The 16,861-nt window shown below is 40.5% G+C and carries 18 protein-coding genes; 13 read left to right on the top strand and 5 right to left on the bottom strand.

All coding sequences use genetic code 11. The features are described 5' to 3' along the window. Nucleotides 1–78: 78 nt before the first annotated feature. Together GWJ01_RS00885 and GWJ01_RS00880 are read right to left on the bottom strand one after the other, a co-directional pair. Nucleotides 79–1,767, bottom strand: coding sequence for a methyl-accepting chemotaxis protein (locus GWJ01_RS00885; RefSeq protein WP_109401565.1), 1,689 nt, complete (start codon nucleotides 1,765–1,767; stop codon nucleotides 79–81). A 331-nt stretch (nucleotides 1,768–2,098) separates the two neighbouring features. Beyond that, the gene (locus tag GWJ01_RS00880) at nucleotides 2,099–4,033 is read right to left on the bottom strand and encodes an ABC transporter ATP-binding protein (RefSeq protein ID WP_161710590.1); all 1,935 of its coding nucleotides are present in this window, start codon (nucleotides 4,031–4,033) and stop codon (nucleotides 2,099–2,101) included. Nucleotides 4,034–4,154: 121 nt separating this feature from the next. Between GWJ01_RS00880 and kefG the strand changes: the two genes are divergently transcribed. From kefG to slyD, 4 genes are all read left to right on the top strand, one after another. Further along, nucleotides 4,155–4,706 (top strand): glutathione-regulated potassium-efflux system ancillary protein KefG, encoded by a 552-nt coding sequence (kefG, locus tag GWJ01_RS00875; RefSeq protein WP_161710589.1) that lies wholly within the window; start codon nucleotides 4,155–4,157, stop codon nucleotides 4,704–4,706. Continuing rightward, nucleotides 4,706–6,559, top strand: a complete 1,854-nt coding sequence (kefB, locus tag GWJ01_RS00870; RefSeq protein WP_109401562.1) for a glutathione-regulated potassium-efflux system protein KefB — start codon at nucleotides 4,706–4,708, stop codon at nucleotides 6,557–6,559. The genes kefG and kefB overlap by 1 nt, the downstream gene beginning before the upstream one ends. A gap of 13 nt (nucleotides 6,560–6,572) precedes the next feature. Next, complete coding sequence (locus tag GWJ01_RS00865; RefSeq protein WP_036914399.1) at nucleotides 6,573–6,776, top strand: YheV family putative zinc ribbon protein; 204 nt, start codon at nucleotides 6,573–6,575, stop codon at nucleotides 6,774–6,776. 88 nt (nucleotides 6,777–6,864) lie between these two features. Further along, entirely contained in the window at nucleotides 6,865–7,503 is a 639-nt protein-coding gene (slyD, locus tag GWJ01_RS00860) for a peptidylprolyl isomerase (RefSeq protein ID WP_069369613.1), read from the top strand. 80 nt (nucleotides 7,504–7,583) lie between these two features. Here the strand turns inward: slyD and GWJ01_RS00855 are convergent, their stop codons facing one another. Next, complete coding sequence (locus tag GWJ01_RS00855; protein ID WP_023583298.1) at nucleotides 7,584–7,802, bottom strand: SlyX family protein; 219 nt, start codon at nucleotides 7,800–7,802, stop codon at nucleotides 7,584–7,586. A gap of 334 nt (nucleotides 7,803–8,136) precedes the next feature. Here GWJ01_RS00855 and fkpA point away from each other — a divergent pair, with 334 nt between their 5' ends. Continuing rightward, a complete protein-coding gene (fkpA, locus tag GWJ01_RS00850) occupies nucleotides 8,137–8,889 on the top strand; it encodes an FKBP-type peptidyl-prolyl cis-trans isomerase (protein ID WP_075674195.1) in 753 nt (250 codons plus the stop codon). A 90-nt stretch (nucleotides 8,890–8,979) separates the two neighbouring features. Here fkpA and GWJ01_RS00845 read toward each other — a convergent pair whose 3' ends face one another. Continuing rightward, nucleotides 8,980–9,861, bottom strand: a complete 882-nt coding sequence (locus GWJ01_RS00845) for a DMT family transporter (protein WP_109394997.1) — start codon at nucleotides 9,859–9,861, stop codon at nucleotides 8,980–8,982. Nucleotides 9,862–10,006: 145 nt separating this feature from the next. Continuing rightward, nucleotides 10,007–10,165 (bottom strand): hypothetical protein, encoded by a 159-nt coding sequence (locus GWJ01_RS00840; RefSeq protein WP_157957594.1) that lies wholly within the window; start codon nucleotides 10,163–10,165, stop codon nucleotides 10,007–10,009. A 346-nt stretch (nucleotides 10,166–10,511) separates the two neighbouring features. Here GWJ01_RS00840 and GWJ01_RS00835 point away from each other — a divergent pair, with 346 nt between their 5' ends. The 8 genes from GWJ01_RS00835 (at nucleotide 10,512) to tuf (ending at nucleotide 16,830) form a co-directional block, all read left to right on the top strand. Beyond that, on the top strand, nucleotides 10,512–11,216 hold the full coding sequence (locus GWJ01_RS00835; protein ID WP_023583301.1) for a helix-turn-helix transcriptional regulator: 705 nt from the start codon (nucleotides 10,512–10,514) through the stop codon (nucleotides 11,214–11,216). A 9-nt stretch (nucleotides 11,217–11,225) separates the two neighbouring features. Further along, complete coding sequence (gene tusD / locus GWJ01_RS00830) at nucleotides 11,226–11,621, top strand: sulfurtransferase complex subunit TusD (RefSeq protein WP_109394996.1); 396 nt, start codon at nucleotides 11,226–11,228, stop codon at nucleotides 11,619–11,621. Continuing rightward, complete coding sequence (gene tusC, locus GWJ01_RS00825; RefSeq protein ID WP_109401559.1) at nucleotides 11,621–11,989, top strand: sulfurtransferase complex subunit TusC; 369 nt, start codon at nucleotides 11,621–11,623, stop codon at nucleotides 11,987–11,989. Before tusD ends, tusC begins: the two co-directional genes overlap by 1 nt. Nucleotides 11,990–12,020: 31 nt before the next feature. After that, nucleotides 12,021–12,314 carry a sulfurtransferase complex subunit TusB gene (gene tusB, locus GWJ01_RS00820; RefSeq protein ID WP_098941725.1) on the top strand — a complete coding sequence of 98 codons (294 nt, stop codon included), beginning with the start codon at nucleotides 12,021–12,023 and terminating at the stop codon, nucleotides 12,312–12,314. A 127-nt stretch (nucleotides 12,315–12,441) separates the two neighbouring features. Beyond that, nucleotides 12,442–12,816, top strand: a complete 375-nt coding sequence (gene rpsL / locus GWJ01_RS00815) for a 30S ribosomal protein S12 (RefSeq protein ID WP_004236497.1) — start codon at nucleotides 12,442–12,444, stop codon at nucleotides 12,814–12,816. 98 nt (nucleotides 12,817–12,914) lie between these two features. After that, nucleotides 12,915–13,385, top strand: a complete 471-nt coding sequence (gene rpsG, locus GWJ01_RS00810; protein ID WP_004246897.1) for a 30S ribosomal protein S7 — start codon at nucleotides 12,915–12,917, stop codon at nucleotides 13,383–13,385. A gap of 78 nt (nucleotides 13,386–13,463) precedes the next feature. Further along, a complete protein-coding gene (fusA, locus tag GWJ01_RS00805) occupies nucleotides 13,464–15,578 on the top strand; it encodes an elongation factor G (protein ID WP_109394995.1) in 2,115 nt (704 codons plus the stop codon). A gap of 67 nt (nucleotides 15,579–15,645) precedes the next feature. After that, on the top strand, nucleotides 15,646–16,830 hold the full coding sequence (gene tuf, locus GWJ01_RS00800; RefSeq protein WP_036933947.1) for an elongation factor Tu: 1,185 nt from the start codon (nucleotides 15,646–15,648) through the stop codon (nucleotides 16,828–16,830). Nucleotides 16,831–16,861 lie beyond the last annotated feature (31 nt).

Genomic DNA, 16,861 nt, shown 5'->3' with positions numbered 1-16,861 from the left:
GGTAGAGGTTTTGTTATATGTTTTGGGCTATTTTCTACACAACTCTCTCACACGATATTGTATGAGAGCGTTGTATCATTAAAAGCTTTCCCAATTATCGTCTGTTTCGTGATTATTGGTTTTTATTGTTGGGGTTTTAAGTGTTTCTGTGTCTTGTGATTTAGCTGAGAATGTAGGCAATTCAGTTTTAGTTGGTGCAACTTTTTCGTGCTCAACTTTGAATGTATTCACAATCGTATCCAGCATACTTGCTTGTTCACTTAATGTGGCAGAGGCCGCCGTTGATTGTTCAACCATCGCCGCATTTTGCTGTGTTGCTTTATCCATTTCATTAACAGCAAGGCTGATCTGTGCAATACCGCGGGTTTGTTCTTCTGATGCAGATAAAATTTCTTTCATCGAACCCGAAACATGATTAACAGAAGTGACAATCTCACCCATTGATAAACTCACTTGTTCAACAAGATCATTACCTTGTCTAACACGTAATATTGTCGATTCAATTAGCTCTTTGATCTCTTTCGCCGCTTCCGCACTACGTTGTGCTAAGTTACGAACTTCACTTGCAACCACAGAGAAACCACGGCCTTGTTCGCCCGCTCTAGCCGCTTCAACAGCAGCGTTAAGGGCTAATATATTGGTTTGGAAAGCAATATCATCAATGACCGCAGTGATTTCACCAATTTTTTGTGAGCGATCGGCAATGTCTGTCATTGTCATTACCATCTTATTACTATGCTCACCACCCTGAACGGCAATATCAGCAGTACTCATAACGAGCTCTGTGACTTCACGAGCGCTTTCTGTGTTATTACGAATAGTTGCGGTCATCTGCTCCATGCTGGATGCCGTTTCTTCTAATGCACTGGCTTGCTCTTCAGTTCTACTAGATAAATCATTATTACCTGCAGCAATCTCTTGTACGCCAGTGTAAATAGTTGCACTAGTATTTCGAATTGAGCTTACCATCTCTTTTAATTGAGCACGCATTTGCTGCAAGCCGAGCATGAGTTGATCGATTTCAGTCTTACCTGAAACGTCGCTATCAATACGACTGACTAGATCACCTTTAGCAATTGCCTCTTGATAGATGATCATTTGGTTAATGCGCACAATGATGTATTTGCGGATCCAAATAAGTACTAAGGTGGTAAAGATGAGGAAGATACCCATAAAGAGTGATGCTATCCACAACATGCTGTGGTAGTTACCTTCTGCTTCAATCACTGAAGGATTCACAACTTCATCGGTAATAAAGTCGGTGGCTTCATATAATGAATTGGTGAAGTTAGTGTTTGCTGGGCTTTTTAAAATTAAACGAACTGCGTTAGTGTTACGTTCACTTAAATACTGCGCCAGTAAATCAAGATCAGCTCGGCTCTTTTGATAGAGTTGTTTGATCTGAGCCATACGTTGCTGATCGAAACCTGTTTGTGCTGATAGCTCAACATACTCATTCATCAATGCATCAACTTGTGCTTTACGTGCAGGCATGGTTTGCATAAATGTGGTGATGTTCGCATCCTCAGCTTGAGGATTTGAAATATAACTAAATGCTTGTGCAATAATATCAGTACGTAATGTATTCAACTCCGCATAGGTATTATCCATTGTGCGTAGTTGATCGAAACTGTATGAAATTTTTTTAAGAGTGTTTTGAGTCTGGTAGGCATCGTGAATGCTTTGTACTCCAGAAATGATCTGAATAATACAAAACAGAGTCAGGACACACATTAAACCTTGAGAGATTTTAATTCGTTTTAACATAACCCTACCTATTAGCTTTGCCTTTTCGTTGGTAAGTGGGAGGTCCACTTAGCAGAATGATTAATTCGGCTGGAATGTTAAAAACTTTAGCGTGAAAGAATTTATTTCCCTTACTTAATATAAATAGGTAGAAAATAAACGTTAGATAGTTATTTTTATTGGGTTATTGCTAGATAGAGTGAGATTATGTTTTGTGTAAATCGTGCTATTGTAAAATGATATAAATACCGTAAGTGAAATGAATTGTATAAATTTTCAGAATGAATTGAAGGGCAAAAATAAAGGAACTATTTCACTTTAAATAGTTCCTTTTTTAATGAATTGCCTTGTATTACTGGGCTTCAAATGTGTTTGTCATTTCTTCCAGTGTTTCTTGTAACTCCATCCACTCCATTTCCACTTCTTCTAGTGCGGATTTCGCAACACCTTGTCGGTTTAAGCAATCAGAAAGCTCATTTTTACGGCTAGTATCATAAATACTACTATCAGAAAGAGCTGTTTCGATATCACTAAGCTCTTGGCTTAATTTATCCATCTTACTTTCTAATGTTGTGAGTTTCTTGCGTAGAGGCTGGGTTTGTTGTCTAAACTCCGCTTCTTTGCGTTTTTGCTCTTTTTTATCTTGAGCACTTAAATTGGCGGTTGTTGTGGTATTGTCGTTATCTTGTTGGCTCTTATTTGCCTGTGTCTCTTGACGGTTTTGATCAACTAACCACTGTTGATAATCATCAAGATCACCATCAAATGGCTCAACTTGACCATCGTGCACCAGATAGAGATCGTCAGTGGTCGAGCGTAATAAATGCCTATCATGCGATACGACAACAATTGCGCCTTCAAAGCTAATTAAAGCTTGAGTCAGTGCTTGGCGCATATCTAGATCAAGGTGGTTTGTCGGTTCATCCATTAGTAGCAAGTTAGGACGTTGCCAAACTAAAAGTGATAAGACCAAACGCGCCTTTTCCCCCCCAGAGAATTGACCACAAGCATCTGTGACTTTATCGCCATGAAAGCCGAAACCACCCAAGTAATCACGTAATTTTTGTTCAGTCTCTTTAGGTGCTAAACGAGTTAAATGTTGTAGTGCCGATTCATCTGAGCGTAAAAACTCTAATTGATGCTGGGCAAAATAACCAAGCTTAATACCTTTAGAAAGTGCCAATTTTCCCTGTAACGGTTCAATCTCACCTGCAAGTAATTTAATCAGTGTCGATTTACCTGCACCATTGCGTCCTAATAATCCAATACGCGAGCCGGGAACTAAATTGAGTTTGATATCATTAAGAATAATTTTTTCACCATAACCCGCGCTGACTTTTTCCATTGATAAAAGTGGATTAGGCAAGCTTTCGGGTTGACGGAAACTAAAATGGAATGGGTTATCTGAATGCGCAGGAGCAACCTTTTCCATTCGCTCAAGCATTTTGACACGACTTTGAGCTTGTTTGGCTTTTGTCGCTTTTGCTTTAAATCTATCTATAAAACTCTGTAAGTGTGCAATTTTGGCTTGTTGATTTTCAAACAAAGCTTGTTGTTGTGCGAGTTTGGTGGCACGTTGCATTTCAAACGAAGAGTAGTTGCCTGAATATTCAAAGATTTTTTCTTGCTCGATATGCAAGATTTTATCCACGATAGGATCAAGAAAATCACGGTCATGGGAAATTAAAATAAGTGTGCCTGTGTAGCTTTTTAGCCATTTTTCTAGCCAAATAACGGCATCTAAATCTAAGTGGTTGGTTGGTTCATCGAGTAGCAGTAAATCAGATCGACAAATCAGCGCTTGTGCTAAGTTTAAACGCATTCTCCAGCCACCTGAAAATGATTTTACAGGTTCATTAAGCTGCTGTTGACTAAAACCTAAACCATTCAGTAAGGTTGCTGCACGGGATTGTATTGTCCATGCATTAATTGCATCTAATTGCCCGTGGATCAGTGCGATAGCATGACCGTCATTTATTTCGTTCGCTTTTTGTAATCGTTGTTCTAACTGGCGATATTCTCTATCGCCATCAATAACATAATCAATAGCAGGTACATCAAGTGCAGGTGTTTCTTGGTTAACCCATGCCATTGACCATGTACTAGGATAGGTAACATTGCCTGCTTCAGCTTGAAGTTCACCCTTCAATAAAGCAAGTAATGTGGTTTTGCCACAGCCATTTTTACCGACTAGACCAATCTTTTGCCCTGGATTAATGGTTGCACTGGCATTGTCCAGTAACACTCTGACACCACGGCGAATTTGCAAAGAAGAAAAAACAATCATAAATATCGTCTATTAAGAGTATGTAAATTAATATATAGAGTAAGTTGTTCGTAACAGTTGGTCACAATGCGTGCATGGTAACGGAAAAAACAGTTTCTGACACGTTTTGTAAGGAGGAATGATGTCAAACGCATCAAATGTATTGCTGGTGTATGTTCATCCCGAGCCGCGCCAATCAATCGCCAATAAAGCGTTATTAAAAGCGGTGAGGGATTTAGAGAATATAACTATCCATGATTTATATGCTACTTATCCTGATTTTTTTATTGATATACACCATGAACAATCCTTGTTGTGTAAGCACCAAGTGATCGTTTTTCAATTTCCATTGCAAACATATAGTTGCCCAGCGTTATTAAAAGAGTGGCAAGACAGAGTGTTAACTCGTCCATTTGCTAACAAAGCAGGTAGAGCACAATTAAAGGGTAAGTCATTTCGTTGTGTTATTACAACGGGAGAGCCTGAGCAGGCTTATCAACATGATGGGAAGAACCACTACACACTGACAGAGTTATTACATCCTTTTGAATTAATGGCAGAAATGTGTGGTATGCGCTGGCTATCACCAATGATTGTGTATTCAGCAAGACAACAGTCTAAAACAACACTGACTCATATCGGTGAGGCTTATCGCCATTGGTTAAGTGCGCCACTTGAAGGGGAGCAAGCCTAATGGAAGATAATTGGATGATTAAAGCTGTGCTCTTTTTCTTGTGTGCTGCCGTGATTATGGTGCCGATTGCACAACGCCTTAAAATTGGTGCAGTACTCGGTTATTTGATTGCGGGTATTGCTATTGGTCCTTGGGGATTAGGGCTGTTTAAAGATGTTGATGATATCTTACATTTTGCTGAATTAGGTGTGGTCTTTTTAATGTTTCTTATTGGTTTGGAATTAAATCCAGCCAAGTTATGGGAACTGAGACGTGCCATTTTTGGTGTTGGTTCAATGCAGGTGGTATTAACTGCTTCTATTTTTTCAGGGCTCATCCTCGTTTTTACTTCTTTTTCATGGCAGGCTGCCGTTATTGGAGGTTTAGGTATTGCGATGTCTTCAACGGCAATGGCATTGCAACTTATGAACGAGAAAGGAATGAACCATAATGAAGGCGGACAATTAGGTTTTGCTGTTTTACTTTTCCAAGATATGGCCGTTATTCCTATCCTTGCTGTTATTCCTTTGTTAGCTGGAGAAACGGCAAGCAGTGATTGGTATCGCATTGGCGTGAAAGTGGCTGCTTTTGCTGGATTGCTGATTTGTGGTCGTTATTTATTACGTCCACTCTTGCGCTTAGTGGTGAAATCGGGAGTAAGGGAAGTTTTTACTGCTGCTGCGCTACTTGTTGTGTTAGGTGCCGCTATTTTTATGGAAACTCTTGGCTTTTCAATGGCAATGGGGACCTTTATTGCGGGTGTGTTATTGGCAGATTCAGAGTATCGACATGAATTAGAGATCTCCATTGAGCCCTTTAAAGGCTTACTTTTAGGACTCTTTTTTATCTCTGTCGGTATGTCTTTAGATATCGGTATCTTATGGCGTTATCTCCCACAAGTATTATTGGGCGTCTTAGTTCTGGTTATTGTAAAAGCATTAATACTTTATAGTATTGCGTGGTTAGCCAGATTACGTTTTTCCACACGATTACAATTCTCAGCTGTGTTAAGCCAAGGCGGGGAATTTGCGTTTGTTGTTTTCTCGACATCGATGGCAATGGGTGTATTAGATAGTCAGCAAATGGCGTTATTGTTGGTTGTTGTCACACTTTCTATGATGACAACGCCTCTTGTGATGCAAATGACAGACGCTGTGTTTGCTCGTCGCTATAATGACGCTAAAACGGACGAACAGCCCTTTGTTGAAAATAACCACCCAGAAGTCATACTTGTCGGATTTGGCCGGATGGGGCAGGTTGTCGGGCGTTTGTTAATGGCGAATAAGATTAACGTCACGGTATTAGAGCATGATGTTGGAAGCATAAGCACCATGCGTAAATATGGCTATAAAGTTTATTATGGTGATGCCACTGACCTCAATTTATTGCGTGCTGCCGGCGCTGAACATGCTAAAACTATTGTTATCACCTGTAATGAACCTGAAGCTACGATGGAAATTGTTCATCTCTGTCAGCATCATTTCCCTAACTTGCATATTATTGCAAGGGCAAGAGGGCGTGTTGAAGCTCATGAATTGCTCAAAGCAGGCGTGACAGATTTTAGCCGTGAAACATTTTCTAGTGCCTTAGAGTTAGGTCGTAAAACATTAATTGAATTAGGAATGCATCCTCACCAAGCTTATCGGGCACAACAGCATTTTCGTCGTCTCGATATCAACTTATTGAGAAAGCTGGTGGATGAATCACCTGAAGAAGTTTCTAACGTTTCACGAGTAAAAGAAGCGAGACGGGAACTTGAGGAGTTATTTAGTGAAGAAATTCGTCAAGAGCACCATCAGCCTGATATTTGGGATGAATCTTTAACAGAAGACATTCCTCAAATACATAAAGAAAAAAAATCTATTGATAAATAGGAGAACTGACCCCATGTCTGCAACCCGTAAACGCTTTATCGCAGGAGCTGTGTGTCCACACTGTCAAGCTCAAGATACACTCAAAATGTGGCGTGAAGATAAAGTGGATATTGTGGAATGTGCGAAATGTGGCCATCAACAACGGCAAACAGAGGGTGAAGTTAATTCCCTTGTTCGTGAAAATGAGCAGGTCATTGGGATCTTTACACCACAATAATTGTAGGTTTTTTGATATAACCCGATACAGAAGATTTATTTTTCGTTACAATCGGGAAAATTTTGCCCACGGGTATGTAGGAGATGTCATGAAAGTAGCAAACGACTTGGTAGTTAGTCTGGCTTATCAAGTAAGATCAGAAGACGGTGTTTTAGTTGATGAGTCCACGGTGAGCGCACCGTTAGACTATCTGCATGGCCGTGGTTCTTTAATCAGTGGTTTAGAAAATGCATTAACAGGTCGCGAAGTCGGTGAAAAATTCGATGTAGAAGTGGCTTCTGACGATGCATATGGTCAATACGACGAAAACTTAGTTCAACGCGTACCGAAAGATGTTTTTGTTGGTGTTGATGAGTTAGAAGTTGGTATGCGTTTTCTTGCTGATACCGATCAAGGTCCAGTACCAGTAGAAATTACAGGTATTGAAGGTGACGAAGTTATCGTTGATGGTAACCACATGTTAGCAGGTCAAAACCTGAAGTTTCATGTTGAAATCGTTGCAATTCGTGAAGCGACTGAAGAAGAATTAGCTCACGGTCACGTACACGGTGAAGAAGAAGAGCACGAATGTTGTGGTGGCCACGGTCACGGTGAAGAAGGCGGATGTTGTGGCGGTGGTCACGGTCACGGTCATTCACACGGTGAAGAAGGTGGATGCTGCGGTGGCGGCGGTCATGGCCACGGTGGTCACGGCCACGGTAATGGCGGTTGTGGTTGCCAGCACTAATCTTTCGTTGAAAATATTAAAAGGAGCGACTAAACGCTCCTTTTTTGTTTTCGGTTTTGATATCAATAACAAACGAGAACTCAGTAGTGAGGTGGAGGTGTTTCGTCCTCAGGTCTAGCAAGTATTGATGTTTGAGAGTTCTTTAGGCGCTCAGAAACAATTTTTAAGGCTTCTTTAAAGCGGCTAATTTCGATTTGCTGCTGTGTGACCACCTGATTTAATTCTTCAATAGTCGCATCTTGGAAAGCAACTTTGCTTTCTAATTGAATGAGCAGTCGCTCTACTTCCTTAATATCCATTGTGTTTTTCCTCCTTTAAAATGTCCTATTACGACGAATATGATTAACAAAATCGCGAAATTTAATCTTATTTACTGATATATACACAGGAAGACATAAATCTGGTTTGAGATAAAAGACTATTTTGCTAATGTGATAGCACTCTGTGCTGACAAAAATCCTAACATTAACTGTTAAGAGTGTCGGCAAATTTTTTAAATTCATATAAAATTGCTACCCGCGGATGAAATCTATACCGCAACGACAGCAAGATGTGATGCAAAACGTTTAAGCAAAGATCTATGATGATCGTTTGCAAAACGTAGCGACTCACTAACATATACTGGAGAATGGGATGAAATCTTTATTAAAAACGACGTTGCTGGCAACCAGTTTAGCTTTCGCATTCAGTGCACCTCATGCATTCGCTGAAGAAGCTACAGCTAAAGTGCCAACATTAAATAGCGCATTTAAAACTCAAAATGAGCAAAATGCCTATGCGTTAGGCGCGTCGATGGGTCGCTATATGGAAGCTGCATTACAAGAACAAAAAAATATTGGTATTACTTTAGATTCCAAACAACTGTTAGCAGGTGTTCAGGATGCATTTAATAGTAAATCAAAATTATCAGACGCTGAAATTGAATTAACATTAGCGGCTTTTGAAGACCAAGTCCGTACTGCTGCAACAGCAAAAATGGAAAAAGAAGCGACTGAGAATAAAGCTGCGGGTGATAAATTCCGTACAGAGTTTGCCGCTGAGAAAGGTGTAGTAAAAACTAAATCAGGCTTACTATATTTAGTTGAAAACCCAGGTAAAGGTAAAACACCAACAGATGCTGATCGTGTTACTGTAAACTACAAAGGCATGCTGATTGATGGTAAACAATTTGATAGCTCTTACGATCGTAACGAACCTCTGACAATCAGCCTGAAAAGCGTTATTCCTGGCTGGACTGAAGGTATGAAGTACATCAAAGAAGGCGGTAAAATCAAGTTAGTTATTCCACCAGAATTAGGCTACGGACAACGTGCAACAAGTGGTATTCCTGCTAACTCAACATTAGTATTTGAAGTGGAATTACTGAGTGTTGAAAGCGATAAGTAATTCACTTATCTCTAAATTTTACTAAAAAATGCTGACATTAATGTCAGCATTTTTGTTTTTAATATATACACGTCATTTATTAACACAATGCTAGTTTGTTTTCTCTTCAATAATAATCGCTTTGGGTTTTTTAAAAACAAACAATAAGCCAATAATAATTGCCCCCATCCCAATTAAGCTGAGCCAAGACATCTTGTTGCCTAAGAAGATGTAATCCATTAATGCTGTTACGCCAGGTACTAAATAAAATAAGCTAGTGACGTTAACTAAATTACCCGTCGTGAGTAAACGGTATAGTAGCAATTGGGCAACAACAGAAATGATCACAGCAAGCCAAAGTACAGGAATGATAAAGCCAATGTCGAATGAAGCATGAAAAGGCTGGAAGGGTACAAATAACAAACACAACACAAGGCTAACAACATATTGTAGCGGTAAGGCATCCATCGGTGCTAATTGCAGTTTTTTCTGTGAGATTGCACCAAAGCTCATACAGAGTAGTGCGATTAACGCATAAATCATTCCCGTCAATGAGAGAGCCGTATTAAATAAACTTTGGGCAACCACTAACACTAATCCAGCCAAGGCGATTAAAAGCCCTAATAGTCGTGTCGCTGTAAAATTACGTTCTATTATCCATAATGTAATAATTGGCTGAACGCCCATAATTGTGGCTAACATTCCCGGTGTAATGCTATTAGCAAGGGCTAAAAGATAACAGATAGAATAACCACCAATAATAAGTAAACCGACCCATGCTGTTTTTAAACGACTTCCTTTGGGTGGCAAAAAGCGATGGCGCTGAATACATAAAAAAGAGAGAAACGCTAAAGCGATAATAAAACGCCAAGTTAAAATTGCAAATGAGCTACCATTATCTAATCCCCAGCGAGAAAAGATAGCGCCACTACTCCACAATAAAACGAATAACGTTGTTGGGCCGAGCTTTGCCCAATATTGACGTAAGTACATGATGATATACCTGTAAAATAAGCAATAAGAGAGCTTGATTATTTTTAATGATTATTAGCTAATTGATAAAATATCAATGAATAAATGTAAGCAACATATCACTATATAGTGGTGATTAAGTACGTTCTTAAGCTAAGTAAACAAATCAAGCTACGCGAGTTGCAACAACAACCGTTGTATTGACTACAACCACTTTCACAGGCGGAGGTGGTGAAGAGAGAATCTCAATAGGCATAGAAGCAACAGAAATTAATCCTATTATTGATGAAGTTTGCTGAGATTGGCATATCATCAGTGTATTCATGGGATTAATCACTCGTGAAAATAACAATAATTTGGAATATAGGTAATCTATTCAGTAGTGTCAATCTTTATCCAGCCCACTCTGAAAAAGGAAAATTTTCAAAAATAAAAGGTAGGAATGAGTACAAAAGATAAAAAAAATGAAAAAAGCTGTGACCTATCACAAAGCTCTTATTCTAAGTTACTTGACGTAGATCTTCTGGCGATCTAACGTCAGAATCGTTCTTAATTCTGTTTTTATATTTAAATTTTTTTAATATTGAATTGATCCGCAATGACGAATCGTTATAAAAAATAGAACCTCAAGTCATTATCATAATTAAAGCCTTTAAGGATTATATAATCAAATGTCTAGCCCGTTATTTAATGGTGACAGCAGCGAGTTTGAAAAACTAGATAGCCGACCTTTTACTCAAACTGATCACGAAATACTAAAGTCCTATGAAGCAGCCGTGGATGGTTTGGCAATGCTTATCGGCAATCATTGCGAAATCGTATTGCACTCTCTGGAAGATTTGAAATGTTCAGCGGTTAAAATCGCGAATGGAGAACATACTGGTCGAAAGATTGGTTCTCCAATTACCGATTTAGCATTACAAATGTTACATGATATCACAGATGAAGATTCAAGTTTTTCAAAGGCTTATTTTACTAGAGCGAAAAGTGGTGCATTGATGAAGTCAATCACGATTGCTATCCGTAATCGTGAACGTCGTGTCATTGGTTTATTGTGTATTAATATGAACCTTGATGTTCCATTCTCTGAAATAATCAAAACCTTTATTCCTGAAGAAACGCATGAAGTTGCATCCGATGTTAACTTTGCTTCATCTGTCGATGATTTAGTGGCTCAAACATTAGAGTTTACGATTGAAGAAGTAAATAATGATCGCGAAGTTGCGAATAATGCTAAGAATAAACAAGTGGTGTTAAGCCTTTATGAGAAAGGTATTTTTGATATTAAAGATGCCATTAATCAGGTTGCAGATCGCTTAAATATCTCAAAACATACTGTGTATCTCTATATTCGCCAGTTTAAAAATGGAGAATAAGGCAACATTATGAGTTCCTTGACATATTGTTTAGTGGTTACAGGGCCTCATTACGGAACTGAACAAGCTTCAAGTGCCTATTTATTCGCAAATGCCCTTCTTGAAAAAGGGCATAAGATTTCACAAGTCTTCTTCTATCGGGAAGGTGTTGTGAATGCTAACAAATTGGTATCGCCTGCAAATGATGAATTTGATCTCCCTAAAGCGTGGGTTACATTGGCGAAAGAACATCAAATTCCCTTGCATGTTTGTGTTGCTGCCGCATTGCGTAGAGGAATTATCGATGAACAGCAGGCAAAAGAGCAGGAAATGGATAGCCATAACATGGCAACTGAATTTGAGTTAAGTGGATTAGGTTCACTGGCTCAAGCGATGTTAACCTGTTCCCGTGTGGTGCAATTTTAATGAAGAAAATGAATTCAATCGCATTCCTTTTTACTCAAGCGCCTCATGGTAATAGTGCAGGGCGAGAAGGTTTAGATGCTTTACTCGCAACCTCTGCATTAACAGAAGATATTGGTGTTTTTTTTATCTCTGATGGTGTGTTTCAACTTGTTGAAAATCAACAGCCTGAAGGAGTGCTATCACGTCATCATGCTGCAACATTTAAAGTGCTACCCTTGTATGATGTGACAAACGTCTATATATCACAGAAAGACATGGCTCATCGTGGATTATCCTCTCAAACTTCTTTTGTGTTGGATGTGCAGGTGATATCCCAAGAAGATATTGCTCAAAAATTGAGTGAATATGATGTGGTATTGCGCTTTTAATAAAGAAGTTAGTCAGGAAGGTTGAACGGTTATGTTGTATACTTATTCTGTCTCTATTTATCAAAGTGATTTAGAGGCTTTTTTATCTTTATTGACAAAAGAAGATGATGTTTTGTTAATACAAGATGGTGTACTGGCAGTTCTTGAAGACAATCCCTTATTAAAATATTGTCTCCAACAGCAAATTTCAGTTTACGCATTAATTGATGATGTTTTGGCAAGAGGCTTAAAAGATCAAGTATCTCATCACATTAAACTTATCAATTATGGTGATTTTGTCGATTTAACGGTAAAACACCCCCAACAAATTCATTGGGGAGCGTAGAATTGCTGTATAATTCTTGACACATGAGCCTGTCAGCAATAAAATTCTGCGTCCTCATGTTTTGTCTTGTTGACAAGACAGAGTTCAAATCCGTGTTTACGAAGCAAAAACCAGGAGCTTTTTTTAAATGGCAACTATTAACCAGCTGGTGCGCAAATCTCGTAGCTCGAAAGTTGTTAAAAGCAACGTTCCAGCTCTGGAAGCTTGCCCGCAAAAACGTGGCGTATGTACTCGTGTATATACTACCACTCCAAAAAAACCAAACTCAGCACTGCGTAAAGTATGCCGTGTGCGTTTGACTAACGGTTTCGAAGTTTCTTCCTACATCGGTGGTGAAGGCCACAACTTGCAGGAACACTCCGTAATCTTAATCCGTGGTGGTCGTGTTAAAGACTTACCAGGTGTGCGTTACCACACTGTTCGCGGCGCGCTGGACTGTTCCGGTGTTAAAGACCGTAAACAAGCTCGTTCTAAGTACGGTGTGAAGAAGCCAAAGGCTTAATGGTTCTCCGTTAAGTAAGGCCAAACATTTTTTCACCATTAATGTCAAAATAAACTCATTGAGTTTTGGACAACCCTGAATTTAAACGGAGTATTTCCATGCCACGTCGTCGTGTAATTGGTCAACGTAAAATTCTGCCAGATCCTAAGTTCGGATCAGAACTGCTGGCCAAATTTGTAAACATTCTGATGGTAGACGGTAAAAAATCTACTGCAGAATCTATCGTATATAATGCGCTTGAGACCCTGGCTCAGCGTTCAGGCAAAACTGAACTGGAAGCGTTCGAAATCGCATTAGATAACGTACGTCCTACTGTGGAAGTTAAATCCCGCCGTGTTGGTGGTTCAACTTACCAAGTTCCAGTTGAAGTACGCCCAGTTCGTCGTAATGCATTAGCAATGCGTTGGATTGTAGAAGCTGCTCGTAAACGCGGTGATAAATCCATGGCTCTTCGCCTGGCAAATGAATTATCTGATGCGGCTGAAAACAAAGGCGCTGCTGTTAAGAAACGTGAAGACGTTCACCGTATGGCAGATGCAAACAAGGCGTTCGCACACTACCGTTGGTAATCCACGGAGTATCGCAACTCTTTTCAGGACAGCTTTGCTGTCCTTTACCTGAATTGAACGCCCACGAGAGAGGAAAAAATGGCTCGTCAAACCCCCATAGCACGCTACCGTAATATCGGTATTAGTGCGCACATCGATGCCGGTAAAACCACTACAAGTGAACGTATTCTGTTTTATACCGGTGTAAACCATAAAATTGGTGAAACTCACGAAGGTTCAGCAACAATGGACTGGATGGAGCAGGAGCAGGAACGTGGTATTACTATCACATCCGCAGCAACTACTGCATTCTGGTCTGGTATGGCTAAACAGTTTGAGCCTCACCGTGTAAACATCATCGACACCCCAGGACACGTTGACTTCACAATCGAAGTAGAACGTTCTATGCGTGTTCTTGATGGCGCGGTTATGGTTTACTGTGCAGTTGGTGGTGTTCAGCCTCAGTCAGAAACAGTATGGCGCCAGGCTAACAAATATCATGTACCACGTATTGCGTTCGTTAACAAAATGGACCGTATGGGTGCAAACTTCCTGCGTGTTGTTGAACAAATCAAAACACGTCTGGCAGCAAACCCAGTTCCACTGCAAATCCCAGTAGGCGCTGAAGAAAATTTCACCGGTGTTGTTGATTTAATTAAAATGAAATCAATCCGTTGGAATGAAGAAGACCAAGGTGTTACCTTCGAATACGAAGACATTCCTGCAAATCTGCAAGATTTAGCTGAAGAATGGCACAACAACCTGGTTGAATCTGCTGCTGAAGCATCAGAAGACCTGATGGACAAATATCTGGGCGGTGAAGAACTGACAGAAGCAGAAATCAAAGCTGCTCTGCGTAAACGCGTTCTAGATAACGAAATTATCCTGGTTACCTGTGGTTCTGCATTTAAGAACAAAGGTGTTCAGGCAATGCTGGATGCGGTAATTGAATACCTGCCAGCACCAACAGATGTTCCTGCTATCAATGGTATGTTACCAGACGGTAAAGATACTCCAGCAGAACGTCATTCAAGCGACGACGAGCCATTCTCATCTCTGGCATTCAAAATCGCTACTGACCCATTTGTTGGTAACTTAACATTCTTCCGTGTGTACTCTGGTGTTGTAAACTCAGGTGACACAGTTCTGAACCCGGTTAAAGACAAAAAAGAACGTTTTGGCCGTATTGTTCAGATGCATGCTAACAAGCGTGAAGAAATTAAAGAAGTTCGTGCGGGCGACATCGCTGCTGCTATCGGTCTGAAAGACGTAACTACAGGTGATACTTTATGTGCAATTGATGCACCAATCATCTTAGAACGTATGGAATTCCCAGAGCCAGTAATCTCTGTTGCTATCGAACCTAAGACTAAAGCTGACCAAGAAAAAATGGGTATCGCTCTGAACCGTCTGGCTCAAGAAGATCCATCTTTCCGCGTATCAAGCGACGAAGAAACTGGTCAGACTATCATTGCTGGTATGGGTGAGCTGCACTTAGACGTGTTAGTTGACCGTATGCGTCGTGAATTTAAAGTTGAAGCGAACGTAGGTAAACCACAGGTTGCTTACCGTGAAACTATTCGTGATACAGTAACTGATATCGAAGGTAAGCACGCGAAACAATCTGGTGGTCGTGGTCAGTACGGTCATGTTGTTATGGACCTGTCTCCATTACCAGCAGGTGGTGAAGAGAACTACGTATTTATCAACGACATCGTTGGTGGTGTAATTCCTAAAGAATTCATCCCAGCAGTTGATAAAGGTATTCAAGAACAGCTGAAATCTGGTCCATTAGCAGGTTACCCTGTTGTGGATATTCAGGCTCGTTTACATTACGGTTCTTACCATGATGTTGACTCCTCAGAAATCGCGTTTAAAATTGCCGCATCAATGGCATTTAAAGACGGCTTCATGAAAGCTAAGCCAATTCTGCTTGAGCCAGTCATGAAAGTTGAGATTGAAACGCCAGAAGATTACATGGGCGACGTTATCGGTGACTTAAACCGTCGTCGTGGTATGGTTGAAGGTATGGACGATCTGCCTACCGGTAAGATCATCCGTGCTCAAGTACCACTGGCTGAAATGTTCGGTTATGCAACTGACCTGCGTTCACAAACTCAGGGTCGTGCTTCTTACTCTATGGAGTTCTTGAAGTACAACGAAGCGCCTAGCAACGTCGCTCAGGCTATTATCGAAGCTCGTAAAGCGAAATAAGATCCTTTCGAGTTCAATTTAGTTTACGCTCCCTCTATTTGAGGGAGCGATATTAAGGAATATAGTCGTGTCTAAAGAAAAATTTGAACGTTCCAAACCGCACGTTAACGTTGGTACTATCGGCCACGTTGACCACGGTAAAACAACCCTGACTGCTGCAATCACTACAGTTTTAGCTAAAACTTACGGTGGTGCTGCTCGTGCATTCGATCAAATCGATAACGCACCAGAAGAAAAAGCTCGTGGTATCACCATCTCTACTTCACACGTAGAATATGACACTCCAACTCGTCACTACGCACACGTAGACTGCCCAGGTCACGCCGACTATGTTAAAAACATGATCACTGGTGCTGCGCAAATGGACGGAGCTATCCTGGTTGTTGCTGCGACTGATGGTCCAATGCCACAAACTCGTGAGCACATCCTGTTAGGTCGTCAGGTTGGTGTTCCTTACATCATCGTATTCCTGAACAAATGTGACATGGTAGATGATGAAGAGTTACTGGAATTAGTAGAAATGGAAGTTCGTGAACTTCTGTCTCAGTACGATTTCCCAGGTGATGACACTCCAGTAATCCGTGGTTCAGCGCTGAAAGCACTGGAAGGCGAAGCTGAGTGGGAAGCAAAAATTGTTGAATTAGCAGAAGCACTGGATTCATACATCCCAGAACCAGAGCGTGCAATTGACAAACCATTCCTGTTACCAATCGAAGACGTATTCTCAATCTCAGGCCGTGGTACAGTAGTAACTGGTCGTGTTGAGCGTGGCGTAATCAAAGTTGGTGAAGAAGTTGAAATCGTTGGTATCAAACCAACTGTTAAAACAACTTGTACTGGCGTTGAAATGTTCCGTAAATTACTTGACGAAGGTCGTGCAGGTGAGAACGTTGGTGTTCTTCTGCGTGGTACTAAACGTGAAGAAATCGAACGTGGACAAGTACTGGCAAAACCAGGTTCAATCAAGCCACACACTAAATTCGAATCAGAAGTTTATATTCTGAGCAAAGATGAAGGTGGTCGTCACACTCCATTCTTCAAAGGCTACCGTCCACAGTTCTACTTCCGTACAACTGACGTAACTGGTACTATCGAATTACCAGAAGGCGTAGAAATGGTAATGCCAGGTGACAACATCAACATGATCGTTGAACTGATTCACCCAATCGCGATGGACGACGGTTTACGTTTCGCTATCCGTGAAGGTGGCCGTACAGTAGGTGCGGGCGTTGTTGCTAAAGTATTAGGTTAATTACTCGCGTAATTTCCTAGAGAAGGGCATC

It is taken from the genome of Proteus sp. G2618, assembly GCF_009915995.1.
Classification (GTDB): domain Bacteria; phylum Pseudomonadota; class Gammaproteobacteria; order Enterobacterales; family Enterobacteriaceae; genus Proteus; species Proteus terrae.
The sequence above is the reverse complement of the archived record's forward strand: the minus strand, read 5'-3'. Positions and strand labels throughout refer to the sequence as shown.

Excerpts from the sequence above, each read along its gene's own strand:
- tusC (WP_109401559.1), top strand. The coding sequence starts at position 11,621 with ATGAAGAAAATGAATTCAATCGCATTCCTTTTTACTCAAGCGCCTCAT.
- GWJ01_RS00880 (WP_161710590.1), bottom strand. The coding sequence starts at position 4,033 with ATGATTGTTTTTTCTTCTTTGCAAATTCGCCGTGGTGTCAGAGTGTTA.
- fusA (WP_109394995.1), top strand. The coding sequence starts at position 13,464 with ATGGCTCGTCAAACCCCCATAGCACGCTACCGTAATATCGGTATTAGT.
- rpsL (WP_004236497.1), top strand. The coding sequence starts at position 12,442 with ATGGCAACTATTAACCAGCTGGTGCGCAAATCTCGTAGCTCGAAAGTT.
- GWJ01_RS00855 (WP_023583298.1), bottom strand. The coding sequence starts at position 7,802 with ATGGATATTAAGGAAGTAGAGCGACTGCTCATTCAATTAGAAAGCAAA.
- GWJ01_RS00885 (WP_109401565.1), bottom strand. The coding sequence starts at position 1,767 with ATGTTAAAACGAATTAAAATCTCTCAAGGTTTAATGTGTGTCCTGACT.
- GWJ01_RS00845 (WP_109394997.1), bottom strand. The coding sequence starts at position 9,861 with ATGTACTTACGTCAATATTGGGCAAAGCTCGGCCCAACAACGTTATTC.
- slyD (WP_069369613.1), top strand. The coding sequence starts at position 6,865 with ATGAAAGTAGCAAACGACTTGGTAGTTAGTCTGGCTTATCAAGTAAGA.
- tusB (WP_098941725.1), top strand. The coding sequence starts at position 12,021 with ATGTTGTATACTTATTCTGTCTCTATTTATCAAAGTGATTTAGAGGCT.
- GWJ01_RS00840 (WP_157957594.1), bottom strand. The coding sequence starts at position 10,165 with ATGAATACACTGATGATATGCCAATCTCAGCAAACTTCATCAATAATA.
- GWJ01_RS00835 (WP_023583301.1), top strand. The coding sequence starts at position 10,512 with ATGTCTAGCCCGTTATTTAATGGTGACAGCAGCGAGTTTGAAAAACTA.
- kefB (WP_109401562.1), top strand. The coding sequence starts at position 4,706 with ATGGAAGATAATTGGATGATTAAAGCTGTGCTCTTTTTCTTGTGTGCT.
- GWJ01_RS00865 (WP_036914399.1), top strand. The coding sequence starts at position 6,573 with ATGTCTGCAACCCGTAAACGCTTTATCGCAGGAGCTGTGTGTCCACAC.
- rpsG (WP_004246897.1), top strand. The coding sequence starts at position 12,915 with ATGCCACGTCGTCGTGTAATTGGTCAACGTAAAATTCTGCCAGATCCT.
- tusD (WP_109394996.1), top strand. The coding sequence starts at position 11,226 with ATGAGTTCCTTGACATATTGTTTAGTGGTTACAGGGCCTCATTACGGA.
- kefG (WP_161710589.1), top strand. The coding sequence starts at position 4,155 with ATGTCAAACGCATCAAATGTATTGCTGGTGTATGTTCATCCCGAGCCG.
- fkpA (WP_075674195.1), top strand. The coding sequence starts at position 8,137 with ATGAAATCTTTATTAAAAACGACGTTGCTGGCAACCAGTTTAGCTTTC.